This window comes from Lutimonas saemankumensis, from assembly GCF_020171465.1.
In the GTDB taxonomy this organism is placed as follows: Bacteria; Bacteroidota; Bacteroidia; order Flavobacteriales; family Flavobacteriaceae; genus Lutimonas; species Lutimonas saemankumensis.
In genome coordinates this window covers 76,008-88,622 of record NZ_JAIUZR010000003.1, presented here as the reverse complement: position 1 = coordinate 88,622, position 12,615 = coordinate 76,008, and the positions used below count along the sequence as shown (strand labels likewise).

Annotated in this window: 9 protein-coding genes; 2 read left to right on the top strand and 7 right to left on the bottom strand. The window is 38.4% G+C overall.

All coding sequences use genetic code 11. The annotated features are described in order from the left end of the window. Window positions 1–107: 107 nt before the first annotated feature. From hppD to LCM02_RS01710, 6 genes are all read right to left on the bottom strand, one after another. Complete coding sequence (gene hppD / locus LCM02_RS01735; RefSeq protein ID WP_224926591.1) at window positions 108–1,265, bottom strand: 4-hydroxyphenylpyruvate dioxygenase; 1,158 nt, start codon at window positions 1,263–1,265, stop codon at window positions 108–110. 19 nt (window positions 1,266–1,284) lie between these two features. Next, entirely contained in the window at window positions 1,285–2,448 is a 1,164-nt protein-coding gene (locus tag LCM02_RS01730; RefSeq protein WP_224926590.1) for a homogentisate 1,2-dioxygenase, read from the bottom strand. Between the two features lie 201 nt (window positions 2,449–2,649). Then, the gene (locus LCM02_RS01725) at window positions 2,650–2,886 is read right to left on the bottom strand and encodes a NifU family protein (RefSeq protein WP_224926589.1); all 237 of its coding nucleotides are present in this window, start codon (window positions 2,884–2,886) and stop codon (window positions 2,650–2,652) included. A 45-nt stretch (window positions 2,887–2,931) separates the two neighbouring features. Further along, the gene (locus tag LCM02_RS01720) at window positions 2,932–4,056 is read right to left on the bottom strand and encodes an Mrp/NBP35 family ATP-binding protein (protein ID WP_224926588.1); all 1,125 of its coding nucleotides are present in this window, start codon (window positions 4,054–4,056) and stop codon (window positions 2,932–2,934) included. Window positions 4,057–4,172: 116 nt separating this feature from the next. Beyond that, window positions 4,173–5,771 (bottom strand): Ig-like domain-containing protein, encoded by a 1,599-nt coding sequence (locus LCM02_RS01715; protein ID WP_224926587.1) that lies wholly within the window; start codon window positions 5,769–5,771, stop codon window positions 4,173–4,175. 57 nt (window positions 5,772–5,828) lie between these two features. Then, window positions 5,829–6,413, bottom strand: coding sequence for a ComF family protein (locus tag LCM02_RS01710; RefSeq protein WP_224926586.1), 585 nt, complete (start codon window positions 6,411–6,413; stop codon window positions 5,829–5,831). A gap of 253 nt (window positions 6,414–6,666) precedes the next feature. Here LCM02_RS01710 and LCM02_RS01705 point away from each other — a divergent pair, with 253 nt between their 5' ends. Further along, the gene (locus LCM02_RS01705; protein WP_224926585.1) at window positions 6,667–7,572 is read left to right on the top strand and encodes a hypothetical protein; all 906 of its coding nucleotides are present in this window, start codon (window positions 6,667–6,669) and stop codon (window positions 7,570–7,572) included. Between the two features lie 87 nt (window positions 7,573–7,659). Beyond that, the gene (locus tag LCM02_RS01700) at window positions 7,660–9,198 is read left to right on the top strand and encodes a glycine--tRNA ligase (protein ID WP_224926584.1); all 1,539 of its coding nucleotides are present in this window, start codon (window positions 7,660–7,662) and stop codon (window positions 9,196–9,198) included. Here the strand turns inward: LCM02_RS01700 and LCM02_RS01695 are convergent. Continuing rightward, window positions 9,188–12,604: a hypothetical protein gene (locus tag LCM02_RS01695; protein WP_224926583.1), complete on the bottom strand. Its 3,417-nt coding sequence runs from the start codon at window positions 12,602–12,604 to the stop codon at window positions 9,188–9,190. The genes LCM02_RS01700 and LCM02_RS01695 overlap by 11 nt on opposite strands. Between the last annotated feature and the right edge of the window lie 11 nt (window positions 12,605–12,615).

The window sequence follows — 12,615 nt, the reverse complement described above, 5'->3', positions numbered from 1 at the left end:
GTAAAACTTGAAATGAAACCTTCTTTCAATCAAGAAATCATTAAAATCGATCTTCAAACGTGTTCAAAAAAAAGCCCGGTAATATCCGGGCTCTTTTCTTTAGTACTCTACAGGGTTCCCCGTCTTTCCTGTTCAGCTTCAATTGACTCAAACAAAGCTTTAAAATTACCTTTCCCAAAAGACTGAGCCCCCTTTCTTTGGATGATCTCAAAAAATAAGGTAGGCCGATCCGTAAGCGGTTTGGTAAATATCTGAAGCAAATAGCCTTCATCATCTCGGTCAACCATGATCCCATGCTCCTTGAGCAGTTCAATGCTTTCAGCTATTTCTCCCACTCTTTCCCCAACAGTATCGTAATAGGTTCCCGGGACATATAAAAATTCTATTCCGCGTTTCTTCATTTCACTGACCGTAAAAACAATATCGTCCGTTGCCACGGCAATATGCTGACATCCGGCGCCTTGATAAAAGTCTATATACTCTTCAATCTGTGATTTTTTCTTCCCCTCTGCCGGTTCGTTAATTGGAAACTTGATCCTCCCGTTGCCATTGGTCATTACTTTGCTCATCAAAGCCGTATATTCGGTAGAAATATCCTTGTCGTCAAAGGTGATCAAATTGGCAAAACCCATAACTTCATTATAAAACTTAGCCCATTTATTCATTTCACCCCAATCAACATTCCCCACCATGTGATCAATATATTTCAATCCAACAGGAGTTGGATTATAATGTGACTCCCAGGGTTCAAATTTTGGAAGAAAGGCTCCGTTATAGTTCTTTCTTTCCACAAAAACATGCACCGTATCACCATAAGTATGGATACCGGATCTTACAACCTCTCCATGCTCATCCTTTTCGGTCATGGGTTCAAAAAATGATTTTGCTCCTCTTTTAGTCGTTTCTTCCCAGGATTTGGTCGCATCATCCACCCACAACGCGATAACTTTTACCCCATCGCCATGTTTTTTAAGATGATCAAATATAAAATCAGACCCGGATCCCGGCATCGGTGTTGTAAAAACCAATCGAATCTTATCCTGTACCACGACATATGAAGTTCTGTCTCTTAGGCCCGTTTCCAAGCCCGCATAAGCCAAGGACTGGAAACCCAGGGCAGTCTTGTAAAAGTGAGCTGCCTGCTTGGCATTTCCTACATAAAATTCAACATAATCAGTTCCCAGAAGGGGCAAAAAATCTTCTGCTTCGGGGAATATTTTCTCCAATCCATAATTAAAATTGTCAGCTTTTTTTAACTCACTCATATCGGTTATTTTAAATTATTCATTCGTGTTCCAGCCAGGAGGTAAAATAATCTCCATCAGCTATTTTCAAGGCCTCCTCAGTAACCATTAATGGCTTAAAGGTATCAACCATCACCGCAAGCTCCTCTGTTTCTTTCTTTCCAATGCTTCGTTCCATGGCTCCCGGATGGGGACCATGGGGAATCCCTGCCGGATGTAGAGTGATCTGCCCCTTTTCGATATTATTTCTGCTCATAAAGTCCCCGTCAACATAATAGAGCACCTCGTCAGAATCAATATTACTGTGATTGTAAGGTGCCGGCACAGCATCTGGATGGTAATCATACAATCTGGGCACAAAAGAACAAATTACAAATCCGGCCGATTCAAAGGTCTGATGAATAGGCGGTGGCAAATGCACCCGCCCGGTTATAGGTTCAAAATCATGTATAGAGAACTTATAAGGAAAATTGTAACCATCCCAGCCTACAACGCTGAAGGGATGGGCGGCATAAACATATTCGTGTACATAATCCTGTTTCTTCACTTTAATAACAAAATCCCCCTTTTCATTGTAGGTTTCCAGTTCAGAAGGAGGATGCATATCCCGTTCGCAAAACGGAGCATGTTCCAGCATTTGCCCAAACCAGTTCCTATATCTTTTTGGTGTGTAGATTGGATTCTTAGACTCAACAATAAACAATCGGTTATCTTTATCATCAAAATCAATTTGATAAATCATGCCTCTGGGAATGACCAGATAATCTCCGTAAGCAAATTCAATATTTCCCAGCATGGTTCGCAGTTTCCCTGTTCCCTTATGTATAAAAATCACTTCATCCGAGTCAGTATTTTTATAAAAATAATCTCTTAAAGAGGAACTCGGCGAGGCCAGACTTATTAAGCAGTCAGTATTGACCAGCACGGGAATACGGCTTTTAAGGTAATCTTTCTCGGGCGCCACTTTAAATCCCTTCAGGCTTAACGATTTCATGTTCTTCTTCACCGCAATTTTTGGGCTAACATCATAAGAAGACAAAACCTTTTTTACCTGGGTCGGCCTTTGTGTATGATATAATAAGGTTGACATACCATCGAAACCAATGGTTCCAAACAATTCTTCATAAATAAAATTATCATTCTCATCTTTAAAAACTGTGTGTCGTTTTAAAGGAATACTGCCTAGGGTATGGTATCTGGGCATAGTTAGAATATTTTTGATGTTAATAAAAGAAAGATGCAGGCAAATGAAGAATACCCCTTTTTATTCAGGTTTTCTCTTCATAAGAAATTTTAGAAATGATAATAATTCAGCAAAAATGCAGGTCATATTATATTTGTTCTTTCGATTTTAACAAATATAAAGAATATTTTTTAAGAATATGAGAATAATCGTCTATGGAAGTTATTTGACCTCTTCTACTTTTTTGATTTGTGGAGCGTATTTTTTGATTGTTGCCTCTACCCCGTTTTTCAAAGTCATTTGGTTGACGGTACAACCTATACAGGCTCCATGAAATTTTACATTAACAATATCATCCTCAACGGATACAAAGGAAATGTCTCCTCCATCCGTTAGTAGATAGGGCCTAATTTCACCCAGCGCCTTTTCGATATTTTCTAAAAGTTCTTTCTCTGCCATTTCATTTATATTTACCCGACAATATTTAACCATTGCCGGATTTTACTACTTTGAACTGCAACCAGACATTGTGGTTATCCTCACAACTTCTGTAGGTGGCAGATCTTCATTTCTTTTTACCAATTGAGTCAACATGTTCTGAGTCGTGTCAATAAAGGCTTTTTCCAAGGCCGTATCTTCCTGCAAGGCAACAGGATGACCAACATCACCTGCCTCTCTGATACTCTGAACCAATGGAAGTTCGCCCAAAAGTGCTGTATCAAGATCTTCAGATAAATTCTTTGCTCCATCCTTTCCAAAAATATAATATTTGTTTTCAGGCAGTTCCGCAGGTGTAAAATAACTCATATTTTCAATGATTCCCAAAACAGGGACCTGGATATTTTTCTGTTGGAACATCGCCACTCCTCGTTTGGCGTCAGCCAAAGCAATAGGCTGAGGCGTACTTACAATGACTGCTCCGGTAATAGGTACCGCCTGAACCATGGAAAGGTGAATATCTCCTGTACCCGGAGGAAGATCTACAAGAAGAAAGTCCAATTCTCCCCAGTTTGCATCAAAAATCATTTGATTTAAAGCTTTGGACGCCATCGCGCCGCGCCAGATAACGGCCTGGTTCGGATCCGTAAAAAATCCCAAAGAAAGGAGTTTGACCCCGTAATTTTCAATAGGCTGCATTTTAGATTTGCCCTGAACATTAACAGATAACGGGCGCTCTTTAGCAACATCAAACATAATCGGCATGGAAGGCCCATATACATCGGCATCCAGTATGCCTACGCTAAAACCCATCTTGGCAAGAGTAACTGCAAGATTTGCCGTCACAGTAGATTTACCTACACCACCCTTTCCGGAAGCCACAGCAATAATATTTTTAATTCCGGGAATCTCATTCCCTCTGATTGGAGCCGGTTTTGCGGGTGCATCAACCTTTACATTTACTTTTACATCCGTTTTTTCATCAACCTGATCGTGAATCACCTTCATAATTTCAACTTCAACTTTTTTCTTTGCCTGAAGTGACGGGTTCTTTATCGTGACATCAACAAGAATTTCCCTGCCAAAAATTACCACATTCGTAACCGCTTTGCTCTCTATAAGATTCATTCCTTCCCCCGGAGCCGAGATCGATTCAAGTGCTTTATATATATCCTGTTTCTTAAAACTCATTACTTTCTTAATTAAAATGATTCTAAACAACAAAGATACTAACTTCTTCGAAGTAAACAGCAATAAGAATCACAATACTCTGATCGAAAAACAAATCTTGTATTTGTTCAAATACATCAGGGTTGCAGGCTGATATTTTCCTCAAGCTCCCAATTGGCCTTGGCCTCCAGAATGGTCTTTACATAATAAACCTCTTCAGGCTGAACATTCAAGAGAAAGTTTCCGGTATCCCATTTTTTATTACCGTTATCATCGTAAATAATACGTATCATAAATCGGGAAGGTTGCAAATATCGGAATTCAAATTCCCTCATTTCAGTGGCATATTCTGAGGCCACGGTTTCCCCTTTATCATTCATCAACTCAATAATAACAGGGTATCTGTTAACATTTCTCAATGTTAAAAAGATAGAAGCATAGTCCGAAATTTTACCGGTTTTAAGTTTTGACTTGATCGTATCATTTTGCACCCCAAAAATATCCTCAACGGCACCGGGTTCGATGAACAAATTATAATTTTGATTCGTCTCTTTCTCAAAATCAAAATCAAGTTGATTTCGGCTCTCCTTCAAATGAATCCGGAAAGGAACATCGATTGAATCTTTATCTACTAAATGAATTTTTGAAGTATCGATCTTCATCAATGGGACCGAGGCTCCCAGCTTTAGGGTATCTCTCATATGCAAAACTCCATAGGTCGACATCTCGATACGCAAGGAATCGATCTTTTCCTCATTGATCCTCACTGTAACGGTGTCCAGATAAGAGCCTTTTGAAATTTCGAGAAGCATACTGTCCAGCTCAAAATTATTGAAATAGTAATTAAGGGTATCTGTTCTTCTGTCTTTTACAAAGAATGCTTTGAAGTCATCCGATGAAGCCGATAAATTCCTTATGGACACCTCCTGATGATCACCTTCGAAACCAATGATTATATGGCCTTTAGAAACATCTTTGGGCCTTGAAACCACCTTAAAAGGCAAAATTTCCTTAAAGAGTTTCAGATCAAACACACTGTCTCCGGGAATTGAAATCACTTCCGGGTAATAAGCTATTCTATCCTCTTTGGGGTTGAATTTATAATTTTTACTAAGGTCGTTTAGAGCGATCAGCCTGTAGTCTCCGGCCTTTATATTGGTGATCTCCCAGTTCAAACTATCCAATGTGCCGCCAACATAAGTAGGTTTCTCCAAAAAGATTATTGAATCTTTGTAAGACTCTTCAACCGGGTAAAGCATAATAGTTGGATTTTCAATCATTTCAAGGTCAAATGCATCCTTTATCTGGCCCTTGATCTTGAGCGAGTCAATATAATCTCCGGTGGAGAAAATATATTTAAAGTTATCAAGAATGTTTCCTTCCGTATTGTCAATGATACTTTGAGCAAAATTAAAAGTGTAGGTGGTGTTTTCCTTTAGCGTATCTGATATTTTAATCGTAATCTTTTTACTTGGAGTTCCCAGTGGTGAAATCACAGGGGCATTTTTCAACGGCGGGGATATAATGAGTTCTGAATTTACATTCTGAAGTTTGATGAACTCATCAAAGTAAATTTTAATCTGATCCTCCTTAAAATTCAGGCTTTTCATTTCCGGATCTGACTTGACCATAATGGGTTTTTCAAAATCCTTGGGACCTCCCTCCGGCCTTCCAATTCTTGCGCAGCTGGTTAAAACAGAAACCGTTACTATGATCAACAAATAAAGATATTTCATGTCTTTAAAAAGTACAAATTAACGACTATTTTGATCGAATTCTTATTTTTTTTCAAATTATGGCGTAAAAGCAATGCAAGCAAAGCTCAATCGGATACCTTGCACATTCCAAAACGGGGTACAGGCTGACTCCAGCGTAGCTCCGGAGGTAATAACATCATCTGCGATCAACACATGCCTGTTGATCAAAAAATGTTCATCCTTAATACTATATTCATTCTCAATCGCATACATTCTTGCTGTTCTTCCTTTTTTTGTCTGACTGCCTGCATTAGTATTGCGGAACAACAGGTCATTCCTGAATTCTTTCCCCATTGTTTCTGCTAGTGCTCTTCCAAAATATGCTGACTGATTGTATCCTCTTTGCCTCTTTTTCTCGGGATGTAAAGGCAGGGGCAGGATCAGATCCACACTTTCAAAGCGCCTGGATTCCAGCATTTGGGCACCTAACCATCTACCAAAAAAGGATGCTAGCAAGGGTTTTTGATTGTACTTTATCTCAAACAATATCTTCTGCACAAGGCCTCCCTTTTCAAAATACATCAAAGAAGTACCCGAAAATAGATTTACACGGCCTTTAAAAGATATCTCGAGTAGGTTATCCGTATAAAAACTATGATGTGTAAGGGGGATTTCAGACATACAGATATAGCAGAGGAAAAAATTGGGTTCCTCAACCCTATTATGGCAGTTCAGACAGGTCTCAGAAAAAAATAATTCAAATGATTCTTTGAAAAATAATTGACGTAAATATTTATTTATCAACATATAAGACAATTTGTTTGAATATATGCGGCGATCGATTTAAAAAAATTTACATTTGCACACAATTTTTCTGATTTATTACGTTATATAAGTTAAGATTAATCTAAAATGTAAACCTAATTCTATAATTATGGAAGAAAATTCTAAATCTTCAAACAGTAAAATATTAATAATTGCATTAACTATTCTGCTGTTTGGACTTATCGGCTACACTTTTTACAATAATAATGACCACAAGGAGGCCGTGAAGTTCTTACAAGATGAAAAGGAACAGATTATTGGTAATCTGACCGCAATGGAGGAGAAATATGACGTTGCAATTGCCCAAAACACAAGTTTATCTGATTCTCTTGCTCTTGAAAAAGAGAAAATTGCAATTCTCAAGGATTCTGTAAAGAATCTGAAACAGATCAACTCAAGTGTTTTAAGAAGGTACCGTGGTCAATTGGCTGCCTTGGAAAAAACGAATAACAGATTAATGGACGAAGTTGATTCTTTAAAACTTGCCAATAATATTCTTACCGAAGAAAAAGACAGTATTAACAGCCAACTTGAAATTCAGACAACTTACAACGACACACTGGTAGCTCAGAATATGGAGCTGGCAAGAAAAGTTGAGATTGGTGGTGCCATCAACGTGGAAAATGTTGAGGTTACTGCTATGAAGATGCGTTCCAATGGAAAGTACACTGAAACGAATAAAGCTCAAAAAACCGACGCAATTAAAGTAGAATTCAGGTTGATGGAAAATGAAATTGCTGAACCAGGAGATAAAGAGGCTTACATTATTTTGAAAAACCCTGCAGGTCAGGTAATTAATGCAAAAGGAACTTTTACTGTTCAGGAAGGTGCTGAAATTAAATATACAGATCAGACGATGGTCAATTACGAAAATGCTGACCTTGATGTTGTGATGCTGGTAGAAAGAAAAGGAGATAAATACGAAGCTGGAGTCTACCCCATTGAAGTATTTGTGGAAGGAAAACTTGTAGGATCTGCAAATCTTGAATTAAACGACTCTTTCTTAGGACTTTAGGAGAGGTTTAAAATAGATAAAAAAAAGGAGACACAAATTGTGTTTCCTTTTTTTATGCCCTTACTATAAATTAATTATTTTTGCCGAATGAAAAATCAAGAAGACAAATTCAAAAAGGTTATCTCCCATGCAAAAGAGTATGGATTTATCTTTCAATCGAGTGAAATATATGATGGTTTAAGCGCGGTATATGACTATGCTCAAAATGGGGTTGAATTAAAAAACAATATTCGTGAGTATTGGTGGAAATCCATGGTTCAGATGAATGAAAATATTGTGGGTATTGATGCCGCAATATTTATGCACCCAACAACCTGGAAGGCTTCTGGACACGTAGATGCTTTTAATGATCCGTTGATCGACAACAAGGATTCCAAAAAAAGATACAGAGCGGATGTCCTAATTGAAGACTATGCTGAAAAACTGAATATTAAAGCAGAAAAGGAAATTTCCAAAGCTGCTAAGAGATTTGGAGATGCCTTTAACCGAAATGAGTTTGTCACTACTAATCCCAGAGTAGTAAAATACCTTTCAAAAAAAGATGAGGTTTTAAGCCGTATGGCTCGTTCTCTTGAAAATGATGACCTGGCGGATGTAAAATCCCTGATTGAAGAACTGGAAATAGCATGCCCGGTATCAGGGTCCAGAAACTGGACCGACGTGAAACAATTTAATTTGATGTTCGGCACCAAGCTTGGAGCTTCTGCTGATTCAGCAATGGATCTTTTCCTAAGGCCAGAAACGGCTCAGGGAATTTTTGTGAACTTTGCAAATGTCCAAAAAACCGGGAGGATGAAAATTCCGTTCGGGATCGCACAGACCGGTAAAGCCTTCAGAAACGAAATCGTGGCCAGGCAGTTTATTTTCAGAATGAGGGAATTTGAACAAATGGAAATGCAATATTTTGTTCGTCCGGGGGAAGAATTGAAGTGGTATGAAAACTGGAAGCAAACTCGTCTTAAATGGCATCTCTCACTGGGGCTCGGAGAAGACAAGTACAGGTTTCATGATCATGAAAAACTGGCCCATTATGCCAATGCGGCAGCAGATATAGAGTTTCAGTTTCCTTTTGGATTTAAGGAATTGGAAGGAATTCATTCAAGAACAGATTTTGACCTTAAAGCCCATGAAGAATATTCTGGAAAAAAATTGCAGTTCTTTGATCATGAAATGAATAAAAACTACGTTCCCTATGTTGTTGAGACTTCAATTGGTCTGGACAGAATGTTCCTGGCTGTTTTCTCAACGGCCCTGCAAAACGAAACTCTGGAAGATGGTTCTGAAAGAATAGTCCTTAAGCTTCCCGCAGTGCTTGCTCCTACAAAAGCAGCTGTTTTACCATTGGTTAAAAAAGATGGCCTACCCGAAATTGCAAGGGAAATTATTGACCAGCTTAAATTTGACTTCAATGTGGCTTATGATGAAAAAGATGCGGTTGGAAGAAGATATAGAAGACAGGATGCCTTAGGAACACCGTTTTGTATTACCGTTGACCATGAAACCAAAGAAAATAATACGGTTACCATAAGAAACAGAGATACGATGGAACAGCAACGAGTAAATATTGAAGACCTCAGCAAGCTGATCAACAAAGAGGTATCCATGGCCAATTGGCTTAGAAAGTAGCACGAAGCTGAATATTTCCTGTGTGGATGGTATCGGAATTTTCCGATTTTCTACCTGAATAATTAAGATTTAGGTCAAGAAATGAAGTTAGTCTTTTCTGCATGCCAAGCAACCAGGTCAGGTTGGTTCCGGGTTGTAATCCTTCCAGCATTTGATAGGCTACAGGAGAATTTGTACTTCCCACGAAATCATTAAGGTACAGATTAAAATTTGAATTCAGGGAAAACCCCCTCTTTCCGGCATAGTTAAAATTCAATCCTCCGACATGCATTTGCAAAGTCTCCTGAGCTCCGATTGTATTTTCTTTGTCCTTGAATTTATAAAATAATTCGAGACGCGTATTCTGATCGTATAAATAAGAAAGTTTCGGGTTGAAATCGTATTGATCCAGTTTGTAATTCCTGTTGGAATAACTGACAGACTCACTCTGGGTATTGCTCAGACCCGCATTAAAATCCAACAACCAACTGGATCCGAGTTTATGAATAAACTGAAACTGATGTGTATAGGATGAAACATCCTGATCACCAAAAGAAAAAATCGTTTTTTTTCTGAAATTCAAATAGGTGTACACAAAACTGTATCGTTGCATTCCTCTATTAAAAAATAAACTATTCTTAAAGTTTTGGTCCATGCCTAAAAGATCTTCTTCGTCATGGGCGAAAGGCGTTATGGTAAAATCATCACCATCTCTTTTGGTTTTCACATCAATCAGAAAATAGGTTTGGTTGCTGAAATGGGATACTAGTTTTTTGAGACCCTCTTCATTTCGCCATCCCGAACCATTTAAATTAATAGACTGACTCCATTTGTTTTGATTCGTTCTAAGAAAAGATACCGTAGGAAGTAAAACCCTGACATAAATGGCCTGATCCTGAAAACGGGCAACAACAAATTCATCCAGTTCCTGAATTCCATTATTGTTAAAATCGATCCATTCGTAAAATCCCTTACCCGGTTCTACTTCAACATAACTAAACTCCTGTTGCGGTAATGTTCCTGAGTTTGTTTCCAGTAAAGTCTGTAAACTAATGAAATCTCTAAATATTCGCTGACGATAGGCTAGCCTGGCATTCAGTGAATTCTCATTTTGAATATTGATATTCTGTACATTTCTATAGTTTGCAAAAACTGAAAGATCCGTATTCGCATTCTGAATAAGCCTTGATTTTAAAAAATAAGTATGTGACCTGTTCACCTCGCTTAGGAATTCGTTTTGAACACTGTCAGTCAGCCGAAAATTGTAACCGACTTCAACAAAAACATTACTGGAATCACCAACTCCGGCAAATCCTTCTAATTCAGAAAATCCGTGAGACAATTCATTCAATGATTGATCAATTACATTTTGAATTTGATTCTTTTCATAGTTGAATTTCGCTCCTATCCAATACCTTGAAATCTGTTGTATAACCGAGGTGTAAAGTCGGTCAAATGAATTTTTTTCAACCAGGTTTTCGTTCTTCATGCTACTTCCGCTGAAAAGTATTTTCGTTTGATTCAATTGCAAATTAGCCTGAAGGTTGTGCCTGTCACCCTTGTAATCTTCTCCAAGGCTGAGATACTCATACCTATAGTTAAAAGTTCCCACACTATCTCGGTTTAATTCCAGTCCGCCTCTTAAAAAATTCTGCTCACCAAGGTTTGACAGGTCACGGGACAATATATTCCAATCTCTCGTAAACTCAACATTTCGAATTCGTTCAATAGACACAAAATCCTTGCTGAAATATTCATAGTCCAGCTCCGAATTCAGCTTCCATTTTTTATCGATAATTCCTTGTTTCCAGGAAGCTTTTGCCGCAAACCCCTTATTGTTTTCGTTATCAATTGAAGAAAACAGATTTTGATCATTGTCACTGAGGGCGAACTCTGAAGCAATAAGGGTCTTTTCTCCAGGATTATAATCAGCCTCTACGTGCAGCATTTGATATTTTTCAGGAGCGATGAGCTGAACAACCGGGAGATAGGCGCCCTGTTTCTGATTATTGAATTCTGGAACATATTGATAAACCCTTCCTGCCGCAAGGGTTGTTTCCAAATTATAGTCTCCATTGTTCTCTCCTACATAACTAAATGTAACCTGATATAGCTCATCATCGGGATCATTAGAGAATTCATAGATCTCCTTTCCGTTAATTATTATTTTTTTATAAAGTATTCTGTTTTCATTATACTCTGCCTCTACCTCCGAAGGAGATACCATTTTAGATTTGTCATCTCCGGCCTCGGCCAGTATTTGTTTCTGTTCATCTGAGAGATTCTGGTCCAGCGGACTGTTTTTTGCGTCAGTTTCATTAAAATATTTGATGCCTAATCTGAGCTTCTCAGATTTAAACCCAACCCCGTCATAGGTGAGAAACCGAGTGTAATTCCTTTCAGAAAGCTGATATTCCACCGTAAATCTCAAATTGGAAGTCACCGTATAAAGTGTAGTAAAACGGATTTCCCCTGTATTGTAATCTATGGTATAATCAAAATTCTCTCCCCTCCTGAGTAGTACACCGTTGGCATATACACGTTCACTTCCCGATATCATGATGATGTACTGCTGATTATCTTCTCCCAAAATTTTATAGGGCCCTTGGTTTCCGTCAATTCCCACAAACTTATAACTCCTGAACTTTCCACGCACCAAGGCTCCAGAGGCAAAAAAATCAGTGGTGGCAAGAGGTTTATCAATCTTACCTTTGACAAGAACTCCTGATATCTTCTTTTGAAATCGCATCAGGTAGTTCTCGGTATTCAAAAGATCTATATCCCCAGCCGTTAAGGACCAGTTGTCTGAGAAGAGCTCAATAAAAACCTGATCGAATTCATCCAGACGCTGTGTAAATCCACCCGACTGCAAGGGAATTTCATTGTCCGTTATAGAAGCCCTGATTCCTACCTTCTCAGACAACTTTCCTTCGATCTGAAGGTTGAAATTCGAGTTTACAACCGCGTCCTGATTGCTTCCAATGGTTACTCCCCTTGATAAACTTCCACTGGTATACAAGCCTTCAAAGGGTTTATTATTTTTTACTTGCTTTTTGGTATTTGAACTGTAAAGGTTCGACTGATCTGTAGCTTCCGAAACAATCAAAGACCTGTCAAAAGCCGAATAGGTCTTTGTCAGGAACTCAGGGTATGGTAAATATTCTATTTGAATCGTTTTACCTAAAAACAAGGTTGAATCACCGAACCATAAAAGTGCCTTGGCATAATCCACCACATATTGAGAATTGGGTACTCGAACTCCTTCGGCATCATACATTTCAAAATATCCTGGATTGATACTCAAGCTGTCAATTTTGATTGTATCAGACTCAACCTTTATCAGCTTTTTAACCACATCTTCATTTGATTCCTGACCAAAAGTCACAGCAACTGATAAGAGAATCAATAAAGACAGGATTTTTTTCATGGGATAATCAA

Coding starts and splice junctions, on each gene's coding strand:
- hppD (WP_224926591.1), bottom strand. CDS start 1,265: ATGAGTGAGTTAAAAAAAGCTGACAATTTTAATTATGGATTGGAGAAA.
- LCM02_RS01730 (WP_224926590.1), bottom strand. CDS start 2,448: ATGCCCAGATACCATACCCTAGGCAGTATTCCTTTAAAACGACACACA.
- LCM02_RS01725 (WP_224926589.1), bottom strand. CDS start 2,886: ATGGCAGAGAAAGAACTTTTAGAAAATATCGAAAAGGCGCTGGGTGAA.
- LCM02_RS01720 (WP_224926588.1), bottom strand. CDS start 4,056: ATGAGTTTTAAGAAACAGGATATATATAAAGCACTTGAATCGATCTCG.
- LCM02_RS01715 (WP_224926587.1), bottom strand. CDS start 5,771: ATGAAATATCTTTATTTGTTGATCATAGTAACGGTTTCTGTTTTAACC.
- LCM02_RS01710 (WP_224926586.1), bottom strand. CDS start 6,413: ATGTCTGAAATCCCCCTTACACATCATAGTTTTTATACGGATAACCTA.
- LCM02_RS01705 (WP_224926585.1), top strand. CDS start 6,667: ATGGAAGAAAATTCTAAATCTTCAAACAGTAAAATATTAATAATTGCA.
- LCM02_RS01700 (WP_224926584.1), top strand. CDS start 7,660: ATGAAAAATCAAGAAGACAAATTCAAAAAGGTTATCTCCCATGCAAAA.
- LCM02_RS01695 (WP_224926583.1), bottom strand. CDS start 12,604: ATGAAAAAAATCCTGTCTTTATTGATTCTCTTATCAGTTGCTGTGACT.